Raw genomic sequence first — 18,241 nt, forward strand, 5'->3', positions numbered from 1 at the left:
ATCCCGTAGGGGTTACGAGTCTTCTCGTAACCCCTACGGGTTTTTTCGTTCCACCACGGGAGCGGCGCGTCGGGACCGGCCGGGCTCGTGCGCCGGAGTCCTGGCAGGATCAATCACATGAAATGGGACATCGGGGGTGCCCCGGCGCTGTTCCTGGCCGCTCTCGTGGCGGCGGCGGTGTTCGGGGCCGCGGTGTGGCTGTGGCCCCGGCTCGCGGGGCGCGGGGTGCGGCCGGTGCTGGGGCGGGCGGGGATCCAGCTCGCGATCACCCTGACGGCCGGGTCGGCGCTGCTGCTCGCGGTGAATTCCTCGTACGGCTTCTACGGCTCCTGGCACGACCTGCTGTCCCTGCGCCGCGAGGACCCGGTGCCGGCGGGCGCGGACGCCTCGGGGCCGGGCGCGGGGGCGGTGCTGGTGCGGGGAACCCGCTCGTGGCGGCACGCCGGCTCCGAGGACCCCGCGGTGATCGGCCGGATCGAGGCGGTGACCGTGCGCGGGGCCCGCAGCGGGCTGTCGGGGCAGGGGTACGTGTACCTGCCGCCGCAGTACGTGCACGCGTCGGCCGGGCGGCGGGCGGAGTTCCCGGTGGTGCTGGCGCTGAGCGGGTTCCCGAGCACGCCGGGGGTGCTGATCGACCGGCTGCGGTATCCGCAGCTCGCGCTGGACGCGGTGCGGGCGGGCCGGATGCGGCCGGCGGTGCTGGTCCTGATGACCCCGACGGTGGCGCCGCCCCGGGACACGCAGTGCGTGGACGTGCCGGGCGGGCCGCAGGCGCAGACCTTCTTCGCGCGGGACCTGCGGGCGGCGGTCTCCTCGCACTACGGCCTCGCCCTGGATGCCCGGGGGTGGGGGGTGATGGGCAATTCGGTGGGCGGCTACTGCGCGCTGAAGCTGGCCCTGCGCACGCCGGACGCCTACCGGGCGGCGGCCGCGCTGTCGGCCCCGTACGCGGCCGTGCGGGACGCCGACACCGGCGATCTCTTCGGTGGCGACGCGGGCCGCGGGCAGCGGGAGGACCTGCTGTGGCGGCTGCGGAACCTGCCGCAGCCGCCGGTGTCCCTGCTCGTGGCGAGCAGCCGCAGGGGCGAGCACCAGTACCCGGCGACGCTCGAGTTCATCGACGCGGTACGGGCGCCCGCGCGGGCGTTCTCGATCATCCTGGCGAGCGGCGGCCACAACTACGAGACCTGGGCGCGCGAGGTGCCGTCGGCCCTGGAGTGGCTGGTGGGACGGCTGAGCCCGCACTGAGGGGCGGTGCCGCGCGCCCTACCCGCGCAGGAAGGCCTCCACCTCGGTGGCGAAGGCCACCGGGGTCTCGTGCGGGGGGTAGTGCCCGGCGCCGGGCAGCGGCTGGACGCGGCAGTTCGGGTACGAGACCTGCCAGGTGGCCCGCATGAAGTCCGCGGTGATCGCGAGGTCGTACGCGCCGACGAGGACCAGGACCGGGACGGCACTGCCCTTGACCGCGGCCGACAGGTCGAGCGGCTGCCAGCTCGCGAGGTACGCGGCGAAGGCCTCCTGCAGGGACACGTCGAGGGAGTGCTGGACCATCCGCTCCAGCCAGTACGGACTCGCGCGGCGGCCGGTGACCATGTCGAGGATGGCCCGGCGGTTGCCCGCGTCGGCGGCGGCCCCGTAGAAGAGGTCGTGGGTGGCGTCGTCCATCTCGTAGGGACCGGCGGGGACCGGATTGATGCCGATCAGCTTCTCGACCCGCTCGGGGGCGCGCACGAGGACCTGCTGCATGGCCTTGCCGCCCATGGAGTGGCCGAGGAGGGAGAAGGTGTCCCAGCCGAGCTCGTCGGCGAGCGCGAGCACGTCGTCGGCGATCTCCGGGAGCGTGTAGCGGCCGGGGACGTCCCTGCGGTCGCCGTAGCCGCGGTAGTCGAGGAAGGCGTACGAGAACTTCCGCGGGTCCAGGTGGTCCAGTACGGAACCCCAGTTGGCGGACGTGCCGAACCAGTCGTGCAGCACGATGACGCGGACGGGGCCGGTGCCGGTCCTGCGGTGGGCGATGGCCATGCGTTCTCCCTCGGTGACGGGGCGGAAAGTATTGCCGCCGTACGTCCTGCCCACCGCGCCTACCATCACACCGTGACGAACCCACCTTCCGTTGCCGTCGAACGCGTCCGGGTCCGCGACGCGAAGAGCGCCGACGGCCACCGGTACCAGCCGGCGTGGTACGAGATCACCGACCCGGCCGAGGTCGCCGAGGTCCTTGCCCTGTGGCCCGCCGAACAGGTGCCCGAGCCGGGCTCCGGAGGGCCGGCGGAAGCCGACCCCGGGATCGACCACTTCGTCTGCATGTGCATGGAGCACAGGGCCGACCCGCTCGACACCACGGACGACCCCGCGATCCGGCACGTACCGCCCGTCCGGCCCGGACCGCTCGCCCGGCTGCTCGACCGCGACGCCCCGGACGGCATCCCCGCCCGGCACCGGGCCCGGTGGGCGGCCGCCGCACCCGGGGCGCTGCGCGACTACGCCGGGTCCCTGGCCCGCGGCGAGGATCCGCCGCGCCCGGCACGGATCCCGCTGGCCGCCGCCTTCTCCTGGCAGGGGGCCGTACGCGAGCACCCCACCGACGCGGCCTCGCTCCTGGCCGAACTGGCTCCCGGGCGGCTGCTCGTGGGCGCCGCGACCGAGGATCTGGCGTGGGCGGTCCGGGAGACCGACCGCGGCGGGCTCGACGCGGCCGTGCGGTTCTTCGCGAGCGAGGAGTTCACCACCCGGCACCCCAAGCGGCGCCGGGTCCCGGACACCGCCCGTGACCTGTTGCTCCGGCACGCCCGCAGCCACCGTCCCCGCGACCTCCCGGTCCTGGAACGGCGGCTGCTGCGCATGCCGGACGACCGCGTCAGACGGTCTTGATCGCCGGGTCCGAGACTCCGGCCGCGCCCGTTTCCACGTGGCCGGCGAAGCGGCGCAGGAAGGTGGTGTCGGCGTCGGAGACGACCGAGACGTCGTACCAGCGGGCCGTGCCGGACAGGGACACGGTGTGCGCGACGGTGGCGCCCGCCGCGACGCGCACGACCTGGGCCGTGCCGCCGTAGGCGTTGGTGACGGTCAGGTTGACCGCCGCCGTGCCGCCGTTGGCCAGGGACAGGACCAGGTTGCCGGTGGACCCCGAGTGGCGGGCCGTGGCCTCGGGGCCGGCCTTCTTCGCCGGGCCCTTCCAGGTGCGCAGGAAGCCGTTCGGGCCCCAGACCGTGAGGTTGATCTGGTTGCCGGTGGAGGCGCTCGTGCTCCAGGTGTCCGACAGGGTCTTGCCCGCCTCGACCGTGTAGGGCCACGGGCCGTCCGTACGGTTGCCCGAGGTGCTGTGGAAGTGGGCGCCGAGGGTGGGACCCGAGGAGAAGGTCAGGGTGAACTTGCCCGTCGAGACGGCGGCGACGCCATCCACGTACGGGGCGTAGCCCAGGGCGCGCGTCGGCTTGGCGCCGGCCTCCTGCTTGGGCAGGGTGCCCGTCGCGGGCGGGGCCGGGTTGTAGGACGCGTGGCGGTTCTTGTCCGGCGGCACGTACGCGGCCGTGGACGGCAGGGCGGCGGGCGCGGAGTCGGCCCGGGTGAAGTCGAAGGCCGAGGTCAGGTCTCCGCAGACCGCGCGGCGCCACGGGGAGATGTTGGGCTCCTGCACGCCGAAGCGCCTCTCCATGAAGCGGATCACCGAGGTGTGGTCGAAGGTCTCGGAGCAGACGTAGCCGCCCTTGCTCCACGGGGAGACCACGATCATCGGGACGCGGGGGCCGAGCCCGTACGGGCCGGCGGCGTAGCCGGAGACGCCTCCGGTGTACAGGTCGCCGGTGACGCTCGCCGTGGACAGGCCCCAGGCGGAGGACGTGGGCGGGTACGGCGGGACGACGTGGTCGAAGAAGCCGTCGTTCTCGTCGTAGGTGATGAAGAGGGCCGTCTTCGCCCACACGTCGGGGTTCGCGGTGAGCGAGTCCAGGACCTGCGAGATGTACCAGGCGCCGAAGTTCGTGGGCCAGTTGGCGTGCTCGCTGAATGCCTCGGGGGCCGCGATCCAGGAGACCTTCGGGAGGGTGCCGTTCACGACGTCCGCGCGCAGCTTGTCGAAGTAGGTGCCGCCCGCCTTGACGTCGGTACCCGTACGGGCCTTCTCGTACAGGGCGCTGCCGGGCTGGGCGTTGCGGAAGCTGTTGAAGTACAGCAGCGAGTTGTCGCCGTAGTTGCCGCGGAAGGCGTCGTTGATCCAGCCCCAGGAGCCGGCGGCGTTCAGGCCGTCGCCGATGTCCTGGTAGACCTTCCAGGAGACTCCGGCCGCCTCCAGGCGCTCGGGGTAGGTCTTCCAGCCGTAGCCGGCTTCCTGGTTGCCGAGGACCGGGCCGCCGCCCACGCCGTCGTTGCCCGTGTAACCCGACCACAGGTAGTAGCGGTTGGGGTCGGTGGCTCCGATGAAGGAGCAGTGGTAGGCGTCGCACACCGTGAAGGCGTCGGCGAGCGCGTAGTGGAACGGGATGTCGTTCCGGGTCATGTACGCCATGGTCGTGGCCGTCTTGGCCGGGACCCACTTGTCGTACTTGCCGTTGTTGTACGCCTGGTGGCCGCCGGCCCAGTCGTGGTTCAGCCCCGTCAGGAACTGCATGCCCAGGTCGTTGATCTGCGGGTTGAAGGGCAGGATGTCCTTCGTGCCGTTGGACTGGTGGAAGACGGACTTGCCGTTGTCCTGGATGACCGGCCTCGGGTCCCCGAACCCGCGGACCCCCTTCATCGCACCGAAGTAGTGGTCGAAGGAACGGTTCTCCTGCATGAGGACGACGATGTGCTCGATGTCCTGGATGGTGCCCGTGCTGCCCTGGGCCGAAATCGCGGCGGCCCGCGCGATGCTCTCGTTCAGCATCGTGACGGCGGCGGCGCCACCGGCGATCTGCAGGAACCTGCGCCGATTCAATTCAGTCATGGAGTAACGACCTCTGCGGGTGAGACGGGGTGCGGGGGGTGTCGAGGGGCGCCCCAAGAACAGCGGCCCCGGGGTACCGGTCGGCATTGCTTTCATGACAGTGAGCCGTACACCTGGAGAACGGAATACCTCGTCAGACGGTTCTTTCCCCACGCAGCATTTTCTTTCACTTCCGTTCACTTCCCTCCCCTTTTCTTCACTCCCTTCCCCTTCCCTTCGGGCGCGTACTCACCTGGCGCCCGGGCGGGTTGAGCATCCGTACTCAGGACCGGGACCGGACGGCGCGTCATGGTGAGGACATGCCGAATCAGCCATCCGTACCGCGCCCGCGCCCGCGGCCCCGCGCCGGGATCACCGCCGTCGCCGGCATCCTGCCCGGGGACGTCCTCTCCTCCGACCGGCTCCAGCTCGAGATCGCCGACCGGGCCGGAATCAAGCTGCCGCCCCGGCTGCTGACCCAGGCCACCGGGATCCTCACCCGCCGGGTCGCGGGCGACGGGGTGTACGCCTCCACGCTCGCGGTGGGTGCGGCCCGCCGGGTGCTGGACAACGCCGGGCTCGGGCCCGCCGACATCGACCTGCTGCTCTTCGCCTCCGCCTCCCGCGATGTGGCCGAGCCCGCCACCGCGCACATCGTGCAGGCCGAACTCGGCACGAAGGCACACGCCTTGGACGTCACCAACGCGTGCAACAGCTTCGTCAACGGCATCGACCTCGCCCGCTCCATGATCCTCGCCGGCCGGGCCCGGCGGGCCCTGGTGGTCACCGGGGAGACCCCCAGCCGGGCCGTGCGGACGGCGCCCGCCGACTTCTCCGAGTTCCGTGCCGGCTTCGCGGGCTACACCTTCGGCGACGCGGGGGCCGCCGTGATCGTGGAGCCGGTCGAGCGCGGCGGCATCCTCGACGTGGACACCGAGACCCACTCCGAGCACTGGGAGGTCGGGGGGATCCCCGGCGGCGGCTCGCGCCACCCGCGCGGGGACGCGTACACGTACTTCCGCGGCGACGGGCACGAACTGCGCGGGGTCTTCGAGAAGGTGGGCACCGCCGTCATCGACCGGACCCTGCACCGCACGGGCATGGACTGGGACGGCTTCGCCAAGGTGCTGGTGCACCAGGTGACCGTGCCCTACCTGGAACGGTTCGCCGAGCTGACCGGGGTGCCGGCCGGGAAGCTGGTGGTGACCGTGCCCGAGCTGGGCAATGTCGCGAGCGCGACGATCGGGGTGCAGCTCGACCGGATATTCGACGAACTGATCCCTGGAGACCGGGTGTTGTTCGTGGGTCTCGGCGGCGGGATCAGCATCATGACGATGGTCTGGGAGAAGTCGTGAGCGCGGCCGGGCGGCTGTGGGTGGTGGTCCCCGCGCACGAGGAGGAGGCCCGGCTCTCCGGCACCCTCGCCGCGCTCGCCCGCCAACGGGACCGGGATTTCACCCTGTTGGTCGTCGACAACGCATCGGCCGACCGGACGGGCGCCGTGGCGCGGGAGTTCGCGGCCGGCGCCCCCTTCGCGGTGGAGGTCATCGAGGAGCCGGAGAAGGGCGTCGGCTCCGCCGTGGACACCGGCTTCCGGTACGCGATCGGGCGCGGCGCGACCCTGCTCGCCCGCACCGACGCCGACTGCCTGCCCCACCCGGGCTGGACGGGCGCGGCGCGCGCGGCACTGGCCCGGCGCCCCGGGCTGGTGTGCGGGCGGATCGTGGCCCGCCGGGACGAGCACGGCCCGCTGGGCCGGGCCGGGTTCGGGGTCCTCGTACGGCTCGCGGGGCTCTTCGGCCGGCTGCGGCCCGAGCACGCGCGGCGCCGCGGCTACCGCGCCCCGTACCGGATGCACGCCGGGAACAACATGGCCATCACCGCCGAGCTGTACCTGGCCGTCGGCGGGATGCCCCGGCGCCCCTCCCCCACCGACCGGCTCTTCCTCAACGCCGTGCGCCGCCACACCGACCGCATCACGCGCTGCCGGGCCATGGTCGTGGAGAACTCCACGCGCCGCCTGACGGCCTACGGGATCGCCGGCACGGCCCGCTGGTACCTCGGCCGCGGCAGCGGCCCGCACGGAACGGACGACCCCCGCTGATGCTGGACCGCCTCGACCACGCCCTGCGCGCCCGCCCCGACCTGCCCGCCGTCCTGACCGCCACGCGCACGGGAGCCACCCGCACCGCCGCCACGCGCGGGGAACTCGCCGAACTGGCCGACGCGTTCGCCGCCGCGCTGTACGCGCGCGGGCTGCGCGCCGGGGACACCGTCGGGGTCGCCGTACGCCCCGGACCGCGCGCGCTCGCCGTACTGCTCGCGCTGTGGCGGCTGGGTCTGCGCGGGGCCGTCCTGGATCCGGGAGCCGGACCCGACGTGCTGCGCGCCCGGCTGACGGCCGCGCGGCCCGCGCTGGTGCTGGCCGACGCCGCCGCGCAGGCGGTGGCCGGGTGGGCGCGGCCGCTGGCCCGGCGGGCGGCCGGGCTGGAGCTGCCGGAGCTGGCCGGGCTGGGCGCGCCGGTGGCCACGGTCGGGCGGCGGCTGCCGGGGTGCGCGCCCGGACTGGACCGGCACGCGGGGCGGCTCGGGGTTCCCGCGCGGTTCACGGGTGACGGGGACGCCGACGCCGTCATCGTGTTCACCTCCGGGACCACGGCGCGGCCCCGGGCGGTGGTGCACACGCGGGCGAGTCTGGCCGCCGGGATGGAGACGGTGTCGGCCCTGTTCTCCCCTGCTGCGGGGAAGACTTGGGCCTCCGGCCCGGCTGCCGGGCCCGTGCTCGGCGGCACCTTCTTCGTGCTCGTCCCCTCCCTCGTGCGCGGCGCCCCCGTGGCCCTCCCGGCCCGTTCGCCCCGGGTGCTGGCCCGCCAACTGGCCCGGCTGGGGCCGCGGGACACCTACCTCACCCCGCCGCAGCTGCGGGACGCGCTGCGGGCGGGAGCCCGCTTCCGGGGCCGGGTGTGGACCGGCTCGGCTCCGGCGAGCGCGGAACTGCTGGGACGCGTAAGGGAGTCGGGGGCCGATGAGGCCTGGGGGGTGTACGCGCTCACCGAGCTGTTCCCGGCCGCCGCGGTGGAGTCCCGCGAGAAGGCCGCCTACGAGGGTCCCGGCGACCTGGTCGGTGCGCCGCTGCCCGGTGTGCGCGCCGGGTCCGACGCGGACGGGCAGCTGCTTCTGGCGGGACCCGGGGCCCGGCACCGCTACCTCGGCGAGGATCCCGATCCGTGGGTGCGTACGGGCGACCGGGCCCGCTTGGACGGCGCCGGCCGGATCGTGCTGGGGGGGCAGGGCCAAGGACATGGTGCTGCGCCGGGCCGAGAACATCTACCCGGGGCTGTACGAACCGTCCCTGCACGTTCCCGGGGTGGAGCTTGCCCTGCTCGTGGGGATTCCGGCGGACACGGACGACGGCCGCGACCGCGGCGCCGGCGGCGGTTCCGGCTCCGGCTCCGGCGACGAGCGGCTCGTGGCCGTCGTCCAGCCGTGCCACGGCGCCTCCGAGCCCGCGCTGCGGTCCGCGCTGGCGGGCCCCCTGCGCCGCATGGGCACGGCCGCGCCCGACGCCCTGCTGTTCGCGCGGATCCCGCTGTCGGGTCGCTCCCGCAAGCCCGACCGCGCGGCGACGGCGGCCCTGGCGGCCCACCGGCTGGCCCCCGGCACCGGCTCCCGCCCCGGCCACGGCCCCGCACGGAGCGGCGCGCGGCGGGGCACCCCGTGACGGCCGCGGCCGGGTGGCGGGCCCTGGCCCGCGCCCGCGCCTGCGCCCGGGCCCGGGCCGCCGGGCAGCGGGCCTCGGCGGCGGCCCGGCCCCACCCCGGGACAGAGCGGCGCACCCCCGTGCCCGCCACCACCGCGTGGCCGGCCCGCGCGCACGCCCTCCGGGCGCGGGTCATGGCCTCCCATCGCCGCTACACCCGGGCCAACGGCGACGCCCTCGCGGGCTCGCTCACGTACGCCCTGCTCGTCGGGACGGCCCCGGCGGTGCTGCTGCTCGGTTCGCTGGCCGGCCGGGCCGGCGCGGGCGCGGACGGGGTCCGGCGGGTCGTGGACGGGCTGGCCGCGGCCATGCTGCCCGCCGCCGCGGCTCCGGCGGCCGGGCGGCTGCCCATCGCGGCCCCGCACTGGCGGCCGCTGCTCGTCCTCGCCCTCGGCTGGTCGGTGGTGCGGACGACCCGGGCGCTGCGTACGGGCATCCGGGCCATGTGCGGGCAGAACGCGGGCAGCGGAAACCCCGTGCGCGACGCGGCCCGCGACCTCGCGGGGGCGGCCGTGCTCTGCCTCGCGGGCAGCGCCGTCGCCGCCGTGGTGACGGCGGGCGGTCCGGCCCTGACCGTCCCCGCGCTGTGGGCGCTGTTCTCGGCCGTGCTGTGGCTCGCCCCGCGGCGGGCCCCCGGCAGGCCCCGGCCGGCCGCCATCGCGGGTCCGGCGCTGGCGGCCGCGCTGGCCTGCCGGCTGCTCCTCCTCGCTGCGGACCCCTATCTCGCCGCGACCGCCGCACTGCACGGCGAGCTCTACCACCGGACCGGGACGCTGATCGGACTCCTCGTCTGGGGCAGCCTGTGCGCCCGGGCCCTGCTCCGCGCGGCCTCCTGGGCCGCCACCACCAACCCACTCGAAGGAGAACCGAGTTGATGAACCTGTGGGTGGTCGTGCCCGCGTACAACGAGTCGGCGGCCATCGGGGCGGCCCTGGCCGCGCTCGCCGCGCAGCACGACACCGGATTCACCCTCGTGGTCGTGGACAACGCCTCCACCGACGGAACCTCAGGAGCCGTACGGGACTTCGCGCGCTCGGCGCCCTTTCCCGTCGAGCTCGTCGCGGAGGAGCGGCCCGGCGCCGGGACCGCCGCCGACACCGGATTCCGGTGCGCCATCGCCGCCGGCGCCACCCACCTGCTGCGCACCGACGCCGACTGCCTGCCCGCCCCGGACTGGACGGCCGTCGCGAAGGCGGAGTTCGGGCGGGGCGCCGAAATGCTGTGCGGCCGCAGCGTGCCGCGCCTCGACGAGGGGCCCGGCCTCCTCGAAGCCCGGCTGCTGCCGGCGCTGATCCGGCTCACCTCGTTCTACGGCCGCTACCGGCCCGCCCACCGGCACCCGCGCTACCGCACCCCCTACGTCCTGTGCCACGGCCACAACCTGGGCATCACCGCCGGCCTCTACCTGCGCTGCGGCGGAGCCCTGCGGGTGCCGCTGCACGAGCGGTCCGAGGACGTGGCCCTGCTGAACCGGGCCCGCGAACACAGCGACCGGATCGTCCGCGCCGAGCACCTCGTGGTGCAGAACAGCTTGCGCAGGCTGCGGAGTTGGGGCCCGCGCCGCACCCTGCTCTGGTACTGGGACCGGCGCTACCGTCCCGCCGACACCGCGGAGGCACACGTCCGATGACCACCGACCCGACGATCCGCACCCGCACCCGCACCCTCGTACGGGCCCGAACGGAGGCCCGTACGGAAGCCGGCACGCAGGCCGGGGCAAGGGCCCGCCGCCGGGACCGGCGGGTCTACCTGCGCTCCCACCCCTTCCTGTTCGCGCTGCTCGCCGCCACCCGCGGTCGGCCCGTGCGCCGGCTCGGGGGCGGCACCCTGCTCGTCCACGGCACGGCGGCCTACCGGGAGGCGCTGACCCGGCTGCCGCTGGACCGCACCGCGCCCGGAACCACGGGCGGCGCGGCCCGGGCCGCCCGGGTGGAGGGCGTGCTCTTCGACGAGGAGGGCTCCGGCCACCGGACGGCCCGGCGGGAGCTCGCCGAGCTGCTCGGCGCGGCCGGGACCCGGGAACTGCGCGCGGCATGGCACCCGTTGCTCCTACGGCGGCTCGCACCGCTGTCGCTCGGGAGCTCGGTGGACCTGGTTCCGCTGACCCGGGAACTGGCCGGCTCGGTGGTGTACGCGCTGCTGGGCCCCGGCTCCCCGGACGGCGCCTCCCCGCTCGCCCTCGCGGAGGCCGCCGCCGAGGCCGCGGCCGCCTCCGTGCGCAGCCACCTCCCCGGCCCGCCCCGCCCCGGCGCCGAGGCGGCGGCGGTCCGTGCCGCCGAGCGGCTCCGCGGGCTCCTGGGGCCGGGGGCGGACGCCCGGGCGGCGATGCTGGCGGTCGCGGCCGTCAACACCACCGTCGCGGCGCTGCCCCGGGCCGTGGCCTGGTGCGCCGACGCCGAGCTGTGGGACCAGGCGGCGGACCCGGCCCTGCGTCCCGCCCTGACCGACGAACTCCTCCGCGTGACGGCGGCCTCCCCCCTGCTCCCCCGGGTGGCGGCGGCCGACGGCTCGGTCGGGGGCTGCCCGGTCCGGGCCGGTGACCAGCTGCTCCTGGTGGCCCGGCACGCGGCCGGGGCCCACCTGCGGGACCCCGACGGGCGCCGCCCCGACGAGCTGGGCGTCGCCCGCCTGGTCTTCGGCGCCGGGCCGCACGCCTGCCCCGGAGCCCGCCTGGCGCGGGAGCAGCTGGCCGGCGTACTGGCGGCGCTGGCTCCGCACCGGCCGGTCGTGACCCGGGCCCGGGTGGACCGCCGGGCCGCCCTGCCCGGGTGGCGCTCGCTGGTCGTACGGGCGGCGGCATGACATCCCGTACGACACCATCCGGGGCCCGGATCGCCGTGACGGGCGCGAGCGGCTTCTGCGGCGGGCACGTCGCCCGTGCCGCGGCGGCGGCCGGGGCCCGGGTGGTGTGCGTGGGCCGCAGGCCGGGCCCGCTCGGGGAGCACCGCTTCTGGGACGCGTCCCTCGGGGAGCCGGACCTCTCGGGCGTGGACCTCGTCGTGCACTGCGCGGCGGCGGTCGGCGATCCGGCTCCGGGCTCCCCCGGCGAGGCCGTCATGCACGCGGTCAACGTGACCGGCACCGAACGGCTGTTGCGGGCCGCGGGCGAGCTCCCGGTGGTCTGGGTCAGCAGCGCCAGCGTCTACGACCCCCGGCTCGACCGCACGCTCGTCCACGAGGACCATCCCCGCACGGGACACCTCAACGCCTACGGCCGTACGAAGGCCGCCGGCGAGACCCTGGCGCTGGCCGCCGGCGCCGTGGTGCTGCGCCCGCGCGCCGTGTACGGCCCCGGCGACACCCAGCTCCTGCCCCGGCTGCTCTCCCGGGTCCGGGCCGGGACCCTGTTCCTGCCGGGCCCGGACGTCCCGCTCAGCCTGACGGCGGTGGAGAACCTGGCCGCCGCCTGCCTGGCGGCCCCCGCCTGGCCCGCGGGCGCGTACAACATCGCGGACGCCCTCCCGTACCGGCGTGACGAGGCCGTCGCCGAGGTCCTGCGGGCCCACGGGGTCCGTGCCCGCGTACGCCACCTCCCGCCGGCCCTGGCGACCGCGGCGGCCCGGCTCGCGGAAGCCCTCGCCTCCGGCGAACCGGCCCTCAGCCGCTACGCGGTGGACCAGCTCGCCCACCCCGTGGTCCTGGACCTGACCCGCGCCCGCACCCAGGGCTGGGTCCCGGAGCGGAATCTGGCGGAGCACCTCGGCTCTCTGCGCGGAACCCCGGATTCCGGGCCGGTCAGCCGGCCCGACCGCTCCGGGCGGGCGCGGCGGCCCCCGCGTTGGCGATGAGCTGGTCGAGGAGTGCGAGCAGGCAGGCGCGGACGTCCTCGCGGGAGCGGGCGTCGAGCATGAGCACGGGGGTGTGGGGATCGCGCAGGTGCAGGGCCGTCGCGATCTCCTCCGCGGTGTAGGGCTGCTCGCCGTGGAAGCAGTTCGCGCCGACCACGAACGGCAGTCCGCGGCTCTCGAAGAAGTCGACGGCCGGGAAACTGCGGTCGAGGCGGCGCGTGTCGACCAGCACGATCGCCCCGAGCGCCCCGGCCAGCAGGTCGTCCCACATGAACCAGAAGCGTTCCTGGCCCGGTGTGCCGAAGAGGTAGAGGACGACGCCGGCGTCGGTGAGGGTGATGCGGCCGAAGTCCATCGCCACGGTGGTGGCCGTCTTGGACTCGATGCCGTCGAGGTCGTCGACGCCGACGCCCGCGGCCGTCAGCCGCTCTTCCGTGCGCAGCGGCTCGATCTCGGAGATCGTCTCCACCAGGGTGGTCTTGCCGACTCCGAAACCACCGGCGATGAGGATCTTGACCGGGGCCGCTTCTTTTGAGGCACGGGCTCGGGAGGCGGACGTGTCATTTCCGGGCAAGGCTGTCCCTGATTCTCATGAGCAGGTGGACGTCGGTGGTCTCGGCGCCCCCCAGGGGCGGCCGGTGGTGGATCAGCCCGCGGTCGGCGAGTTCACCGAGGAGCAGCGTCATCGGCGTGAGGCGGATGCGCATCCGCGCCGCTATCTCGGCGACCGCCCGGCCGCCCGGCTCCGTGCACATGGCGAGTATCTCCTGCCACTCGGTGGGCAGTCCGGAGCGGGCGTCCTCGGCCACCGCCGCCGTGATCGTGGTGTCCATGGTGAGGACGGTGTGCGCGGCGGCCGTACGCCCGTCGGTGAGGGCGTACAGCCGCGTCCGGCGGCGCCTTGGGGGCTGTGGCTCGTCCTGCGGCATTACGGGGTCGGCGCCTGGGCACGCTCCGGGGTGCCCAGCCACTCGCCGAGCGCCTGGGCCGTCCGTACGGCCTCGCCGCCCAGCTCCCCGAGCCGCGCCTTGCGGGAGGTCACCACGATGAGCGTGCTGCCCTCACCGCAGCCGACGATGCAGAGGTACCTGTCGTCCATCTCGACCAACTGGCGGATGACGCGGCCGCCGTCGACCTCCCGGGATATCGCCTTCATCGTGGCCGCGATGCCGGAGGCCGCGGCCGCCATGCGCTCGGCCTGGGGCTCGTCCAGCAGGTAGGCGCTGAGCTTGATGCCGTCGTTGGAGAGGAGCACCGCTCCCTGGATGCCGGCGATCCTGCTGAGGTTGTTGTCCAGGACGCTGTAGATCACGTCGCTTGAGGTAGTCATGGCCGATCCCGTCGGAGCTCTTCTTCCACTGTCTGGGTCCCGCGTTCGTAGTCCGCCCAGGCATCAGCCACCTCTTCAGGAGTCGCCGTGTCCTGGGGGACGGCCGGTTCCGGTGCGCCGGGCGCGCGCAGCTGCTCGGCGATGTGGGTCTGCGGGACGCGCTCGGGGAGGGCCGGCCGGGTCGGTCCGGAGACGGGCGCGGACGCGGTCGCGGTCGCGGGTACGGGCGCGGACGCGGGCTTGGGCACCGTCGTGCGGCGGCTCGGCAGCCCGGCGTCCGTGTACCGGACCGGCTCGGGCTCTCGCTCGGGCTCTCGCTCGGCCTCGGACGCGGGCTCGGCCTCGGGCTCCTTCGCAAGCCGCGGCGCCGGGGCGCTGGCGGCGGTGGCCGGCACGACGGCCGCGGGCTCGCGCGGCGGCTCCCCTTCCGTCGCCACCAGCAGCTCCCCGGGGAGGATCACCACGGCGGAGGTCCCCCCGTACACCGAGCGGCGCAGGGTGACGGTCGCCCGGAGCTGGTCGGCGAGGTGACCGACCACGAAGAGTCCGAGCCGGTGAGCGTTCTGCGCCAGGACGGAGTACGGCGGCGCCTGGTGCAGCCGCCCGTTCATCTCCTCGTACCGCTCGGGGGTCACCCGCGGCCCGCGGTCCTCGATCTCGACCGACAGCCCGTCCGCGACGATCTCGGCGCGGATGACCACCTTCGACCGCGGCGGGGAGAAGCGCGTGGCGTTGTCCAGCAGCTCCGCCAGCAGGTGGCTGATCTGGCTGATCACGCGCGGTTCCACGCTGGTCTCGTCCAGGGCGTGCCGCTCGATGCGCCGGAACTCCTCGACCTCCGCGGCGGCTTCGCGCAGCAGGTCGGCGACGCGCATGGGCTCGGTGTGCGGGTCGGGGACCTCGCCGCCCGACAGGATGAGCAGGTTCTCGATCTGGCGGCGCATGCCCACCGTCAACTGGTCGGCCCGCATCAACTGGGCCAGCAGCACCTCGTCGTGGCCGAAGGTGTCCTGCAGGTCCTCCGTGAGGCTCAGCTGACGGCTGACCAGGTTCCCGGTGCGCGAGGCGATGCCCGAGGCGAAGAGGCCGAACCCGTGGCGCTCCGCCGCGAGCTGCCGGTGCCCGTCGACGGATACGGCGACGGCCCGGGCGAACGCGTCGTTGATGCGCCCGACCTCGTCCCGCTCGCCGCGCACCACGGGCAGTGCGTCGACGTCGACGGTCTGCCCGCGCTGGAGCCGGGCGACGACGTCGGGGAGGGTTTCCTCCGCGACGGTCACCGTGCGTTCGTGCAGGTCGTGCAGGCGGCGGAGCACGGATCGCGTGGTGAACACGACCACGGCCACGACGATCAGCAGCCCGCCGGCGCTTCCCCCGATCAGCCAGGCGACCTCGGTGTCCAGCTCCGCGGCCTTGGCCTCGCCGCGTGCGAGCATCTTCCGCGCCCGGTCGACGTTGAGCGTGGCCAGCTGTACCGAGAAGTTCTCGTGCGCGGACCGCCAGCCCCCGACCTCGGCGGGCAGTTTGATGCCGGACGCGACGTCCGTGTGCTTCGAGAGGATCGCCTTCTCGATGCGGATCTTCGTCTGCCAGTCCGGGGAGGCGACGATCCGCTCGTAGAACCGCCGGTCCTCGTCGGGCAGATACGGCACGACCCAGGTGTCGTACAGGAACCGGTGGGATCCCAGGGCTCCGACGAACTGGTCGAAGCCGGCGGAGTTCAGTTCCCTGGACGGCCCGGCCAGGGCCAGGAGCGTGTCCTCGCGCGCCACCATCTCGGTGGCGGAGAGCATGGACACCACGGACCGGCTCTCCTTGGTGAGTTCGGCGTCGTCCGCATGGCCGAAGTCCAGCTGGTAAGCCTGGATGACCGCGTCGATCACCTCCGTGTAGTACGTCAGCGTGCCGTCGGCGCCACCGCTACGGGCGTCCGCGCGCTGGCGGTACGAGGCCAGGCTGTCGAGCCGCCGGTTCACTTCCTCGAAGAACGCGTCCGAACCGACCGCCAGCCGGCGGAACTCGGACGCGGCCCGGTCCGTGGCCTCGCGCCGCATGCGCAGCGGCTCCTCGGTCCCGGCGGCCCCCGCCCACAGCGAGGCGGTCAGCGTCCGCTCGGCCTGCATGTCGATCATGAGCGTGTACAGCGGTGCGCCGACCTTCTCGGCGGCCGCGACATCGGCCCGCAGGTGCTCCGCCTGTGCCAGCAGCCGCTGGGCGGTCACCGCCACTTGGGTGCCCATCGCCACGGTGGGGAGCACCGCCAGCCAGATGAGAAGGGTGCGCAGGCGCAGGGTCCGCCGCCGACGGGTCGTCGACTGCCCTCGTACGCCTTCGGGTTCGCCTTCGGGTTCTATGGGAGACATCGGTCCTCGGGGGCGGGGGGCGGCGGGGGCGGCCCAACGGCCGTACCTCGCACGGTCCTGGGGAGGGACGGGCACAACCATGCGGACTGCGGCGGGATGTAAGGGTGCCGATCATAACCAGCCACACCGAGGAAACGGATAGGTGTCTTCCGTGACCAAATCCCGCCATTTACTGCGGATCTTCGCAAGCGAGAGACCTGATCGGAACCCAACCGCGACACCAACGACACCGGATCCCCGGTCCACCGGCAGGCGCCGCAGCAAGCCGGCCGTACCTTGTCGTCGGCGATCAAGGGGAGACGATGACTGACGACCGCGGGGCAATGGTTCCGGTGTGGACGCTGGCGACCGGTGACGTCCGGGTGCCCGCACTGGCCGGAGACGGGCCGATGACGGCCGAGCGCCTGACCGAACTGCGCAGTGTGCTGGCCGGCCTGGCCGATGCGCCGATCGCCACGCTCGAGGCGCATCCGCTGCCCGCCGGGCTCGACCGCGGCCGGGGCATCCCGCTCGATGCCGCGAGCCCCCTCGCGGAGCACCTGTCGAAGCTCATCACGCAGTCGGCGCGGGGTTCCTCCGCGGCGGCGACCGCTGCCGGCGAAGGCCTGTACCGCATGGTGGTTCCGGCGAAGGTCGTCGCCCAGCTCGGGCAGGGCATCGTCCGCCCGATGGCGTCGAAGGCGGCGGCCGGCGGCCGGCGGCATCCACGGAGCGCTCGTGAACTCGACGGGCATCGCCGCCCAGGCGACGTTCGTGCCGGTCGGTCAGGCGGCGGCAGCGGGCGCGTTCGGTGGAGCCGGTGCGACGGCCGGCGTCGCGGCCGCCGGCAGCATGGCGCTCACCGTGGCCGCGCCGCTCGTGCTCATGGCCATAGCGGTGGGGGTGAGCGCGCATGCCGACGCCCAGCGCCAGCGGGCCGTCGAACGCATCACGGAACTGCTGGAGCACCTGCACGAGCAGAAGCTCGCGGACGAGCGCACCGAACTCGACGGCTGCCGCGACGCCATCGAGAAGGCCACCGCGGTCCTCCTCGACCAGGGCGAGCTCGGGGTCACGCTGGGACTGGACTCGGCCGTGCACGCCATCAGCAAGGCGCTGGCCGCCACCGAACGCCGCGTCGCCAAGTGGCGGAGCGCACTCGACGAGCTGCCCGAGGGTGAGCCCGTCGAGATCGGCGCGCTGAACAAGCCGTTCCCCGGACTCGACGACCAGGGCGGCGAGTTCCGCGCCCACCTCGAACTCGCCGCCCTGGCCGTCGCGCTGAAGCGGCGGGTCATCGTCCTGCAAGCCGTCGATCAGGCCCAGGGCGACCCCGACAACCTGTTCGCGCACTTCACCCGCGCGCTCAAGGCCGACCAGCAGCGCCTCGACACACTGGAGTCGGGCATCGCCGGGGTCCTGCAGGGCCTGTCGGCACTGGAACTGACGCGCGGGTCCGGCCTGCTGCCCCTGATGCACGTCGGCGACGTCGACCGCCTCCTGCGCGCGGCGAACGGCCTGCACGAACTGGCCGAAGGCGTCGTGGTCGACAGCCCCACGACCGACGTGGCGATCGAGATCGCCCGCAACGGGAACGGCTCACTGGTCGTGTTCCCCGCGCTGCCCGCATAAGCGCAGGCCCGCCGGGGGCCGGTCGTCGGAAGCACGACGACCGGCGCCCCGGCCGGTCTCCGCCCGCGTGGGCTCAGCCCTCGGCCGGCGTGAGCCGCAGCGAGATGCTGTTGATGCAGTACCGCTGGTCCGTGGGCGTCGGGTAGCCCTCGCCCTCGAAGACGTGGCCCAGGTGGGAGCCGCACTTCGCGCACAGGACCTCGGTACGGACCATGCCGTGGGCGACGTCCGCCTTCAGTTCGACCGCGTCGGAGTCCTTCGGGTCGTAGAAGGACGGCCAGCCGCAGTGCGACTCGAACTTCTCCGTGGAGCGGAACAGCTCGGAGCCGCAGCCGCGACAGCTGTAGACGCCCTCCGTCTTGGTGTCCGTGTACTCACCGCGGAAGGCGGGCTCGGTCCCGGCGAGGCGCAGCACCTGGTACTCGGACGGCGTCAGCTCCGCCTGCCACTGCTCGTCCGTCTTCTCTACCTCGTACGACATGACTGTTC

Annotated in this window: 15 protein-coding genes and 1 pseudogene; 9 read left to right on the plus strand and 7 right to left on the minus strand. The window is 74.3% G+C overall.

From position 1 onward, the window contains the following. The first annotated feature begins 117 nt into the window (after positions 1–117). Entirely contained in the window at positions 118–1,248 is a 1,131-nt protein-coding gene (locus tag OG435_RS42195; RefSeq protein WP_266885633.1) for an alpha/beta hydrolase, read from the plus strand. Positions 1,249–1,266: 18 nt separating this feature from the next. Here OG435_RS42195 and OG435_RS42200 read toward each other — a convergent pair whose 3' ends face one another. Beyond that, the gene (locus tag OG435_RS42200; RefSeq protein WP_266885635.1) at positions 1,267–2,022 is read right to left on the minus strand and encodes an alpha/beta fold hydrolase; all 756 of its coding nucleotides are present in this window, start codon (positions 2,020–2,022) and stop codon (positions 1,267–1,269) included. 72 nt (positions 2,023–2,094) lie between these two features. Here OG435_RS42200 and OG435_RS42205 point away from each other — a divergent pair, with 72 nt between their 5' ends. After that, a complete protein-coding gene (locus OG435_RS42205; RefSeq protein WP_266885637.1) occupies positions 2,095–2,871 on the plus strand; it encodes a hypothetical protein in 777 nt (258 codons plus the stop codon). Here OG435_RS42205 and OG435_RS42210 read toward each other — a convergent pair. Beyond that, complete coding sequence (locus tag OG435_RS42210) at positions 2,858–4,921, minus strand: phosphocholine-specific phospholipase C (RefSeq protein ID WP_266885640.1); 2,064 nt, start codon at positions 4,919–4,921, stop codon at positions 2,858–2,860. The genes OG435_RS42205 and OG435_RS42210 overlap by 14 nt on opposite strands. A 299-nt stretch (positions 4,922–5,220) precedes the next feature. Here OG435_RS42210 and OG435_RS42215 point away from each other — a divergent pair, with 299 nt between their 5' ends. Genes OG435_RS42215 through OG435_RS42240 form a run of 6 tightly spaced genes read left to right on the plus strand, consistent with a single transcriptional unit; the run spans position 5,221 to position 12,448 of the window. Beyond that, positions 5,221–6,255, plus strand: a complete 1,035-nt coding sequence (locus OG435_RS42215; protein ID WP_266885642.1) for a 3-oxoacyl-ACP synthase III family protein — start codon at positions 5,221–5,223, stop codon at positions 6,253–6,255. Continuing rightward, the gene (locus tag OG435_RS42220; protein WP_266885645.1) at positions 6,252–7,004 is read left to right on the plus strand and encodes a glycosyltransferase family 2 protein; all 753 of its coding nucleotides are present in this window, start codon (positions 6,252–6,254) and stop codon (positions 7,002–7,004) included. The genes OG435_RS42215 and OG435_RS42220 overlap by 4 nt, the downstream gene beginning before the upstream one ends. Beyond that, positions 7,004–9,535: a YhjD/YihY/BrkB family envelope integrity protein gene (locus tag OG435_RS42225; protein WP_266885647.1), complete on the plus strand. Its 2,532-nt coding sequence runs from the start codon at positions 7,004–7,006 to the stop codon at positions 9,533–9,535. The genes OG435_RS42220 and OG435_RS42225 overlap by 1 nt, the downstream gene beginning before the upstream one ends. Continuing rightward, positions 9,535–10,290 (plus strand): glycosyltransferase family 2 protein, encoded by a 756-nt coding sequence (locus OG435_RS42230; RefSeq protein WP_266885649.1) that lies wholly within the window; start codon positions 9,535–9,537, stop codon positions 10,288–10,290. Before OG435_RS42225 ends, OG435_RS42230 begins: the two co-directional genes overlap by 1 nt. After that, the gene (locus OG435_RS42235; protein ID WP_266885651.1) at positions 10,287–11,462 is read left to right on the plus strand and encodes a cytochrome P450; all 1,176 of its coding nucleotides are present in this window, start codon (positions 10,287–10,289) and stop codon (positions 11,460–11,462) included. Before OG435_RS42230 ends, OG435_RS42235 begins: the two co-directional genes overlap by 4 nt. After that, on the plus strand, positions 11,459–12,448 hold the full coding sequence (locus OG435_RS42240; protein WP_266885653.1) for an NAD-dependent epimerase/dehydratase family protein: 990 nt from the start codon (positions 11,459–11,461) through the stop codon (positions 12,446–12,448). The genes OG435_RS42235 and OG435_RS42240 overlap by 4 nt, the downstream gene beginning before the upstream one ends. On the opposite strand, the gene OG435_RS42245 is transcribed toward OG435_RS42240, so the two are convergent. From OG435_RS42245 to OG435_RS42260, 4 genes are read right to left on the minus strand one after another with little or no spacing between them, the layout of a single operon-like run. Beyond that, positions 12,396–13,022, minus strand: coding sequence for a GTP-binding protein (locus OG435_RS42245; protein ID WP_266885655.1), 627 nt, complete (start codon positions 13,020–13,022; stop codon positions 12,396–12,398). The two genes, OG435_RS42240 and OG435_RS42245, sit on opposite strands and share 53 nt — an antisense overlap. Beyond that, positions 13,009–13,377, minus strand: a complete 369-nt coding sequence (locus OG435_RS42250) for a DUF742 domain-containing protein (RefSeq protein WP_266885657.1) — start codon at positions 13,375–13,377, stop codon at positions 13,009–13,011. The genes OG435_RS42245 and OG435_RS42250 overlap by 14 nt, the downstream gene beginning before the upstream one ends. Next, positions 13,377–13,778 (minus strand): roadblock/LC7 domain-containing protein, encoded by a 402-nt coding sequence (locus OG435_RS42255; RefSeq protein WP_266885659.1) that lies wholly within the window; start codon positions 13,776–13,778, stop codon positions 13,377–13,379. The genes OG435_RS42250 and OG435_RS42255 overlap by 1 nt, the downstream gene beginning before the upstream one ends. Then, complete coding sequence (locus OG435_RS42260) at positions 13,775–16,141, minus strand: sensor histidine kinase (RefSeq protein ID WP_266885661.1); 2,367 nt, start codon at positions 16,139–16,141, stop codon at positions 13,775–13,777. The genes OG435_RS42255 and OG435_RS42260 overlap by 4 nt, the downstream gene beginning before the upstream one ends. 302 nt (positions 16,142–16,443) lie before the next feature. Between OG435_RS42260 and OG435_RS42265 the strand changes: the two are divergent. Beyond that, positions 16,444–17,752 (plus strand): annotated as a pseudogene (locus tag OG435_RS42265) (hypothetical protein). 73 nt (positions 17,753–17,825) lie between these two features. Here the strand turns inward: OG435_RS42265 and msrB are convergent. Then, positions 17,826–18,233, minus strand: coding sequence for a peptide-methionine (R)-S-oxide reductase MsrB (gene msrB, locus OG435_RS42270; RefSeq protein ID WP_215022632.1), 408 nt, complete (start codon positions 18,231–18,233; stop codon positions 17,826–17,828). Between the last annotated feature and the right edge of the window lie 8 nt (positions 18,234–18,241).

The organism is Streptomyces sp. NBC_01264 (assembly GCF_026340675.1).
In the GTDB taxonomy this organism is placed as follows: Bacteria; Actinomycetota; Actinomycetes; order Streptomycetales; family Streptomycetaceae; genus Streptomyces.

Bases quoted from the DNA above. Each gene is read 5' to 3' on its own strand.
- OG435_RS42225 (WP_266885647.1), top strand. From the start codon at position 7,004: ATGCTGGACCGCCTCGACCACGCCCTGCGCGCCCGCCCCGACCTGCCC.
- OG435_RS42230 (WP_266885649.1), top strand. From the start codon at position 9,535: ATGAACCTGTGGGTGGTCGTGCCCGCGTACAACGAGTCGGCGGCCATC.
- OG435_RS42235 (WP_266885651.1), top strand. From the start codon at position 10,287: ATGACCACCGACCCGACGATCCGCACCCGCACCCGCACCCTCGTACGG.
- OG435_RS42260 (WP_266885661.1), bottom strand. From the start codon at position 16,141: ATGTCTCCCATAGAACCCGAAGGCGAACCCGAAGGCGTACGAGGGCAG.
- OG435_RS42215 (WP_266885642.1), top strand. From the start codon at position 5,221: ATGCCGAATCAGCCATCCGTACCGCGCCCGCGCCCGCGGCCCCGCGCC.
- OG435_RS42255 (WP_266885659.1), bottom strand. From the start codon at position 13,778: ATGACTACCTCAAGCGACGTGATCTACAGCGTCCTGGACAACAACCTC.
- msrB (WP_215022632.1), bottom strand. From the start codon at position 18,233: ATGTCGTACGAGGTAGAGAAGACGGACGAGCAGTGGCAGGCGGAGCTG.
- OG435_RS42210 (WP_266885640.1), bottom strand. From the start codon at position 4,921: ATGACTGAATTGAATCGGCGCAGGTTCCTGCAGATCGCCGGTGGCGCC.
- OG435_RS42195 (WP_266885633.1), top strand. From the start codon at position 118: ATGAAATGGGACATCGGGGGTGCCCCGGCGCTGTTCCTGGCCGCTCTC.
- OG435_RS42240 (WP_266885653.1), top strand. From the start codon at position 11,459: ATGACATCCCGTACGACACCATCCGGGGCCCGGATCGCCGTGACGGGC.
- OG435_RS42250 (WP_266885657.1), bottom strand. From the start codon at position 13,377: ATGCCGCAGGACGAGCCACAGCCCCCAAGGCGCCGCCGGACGCGGCTG.
- OG435_RS42200 (WP_266885635.1), bottom strand. From the start codon at position 2,022: ATGGCCATCGCCCACCGCAGGACCGGCACCGGCCCCGTCCGCGTCATC.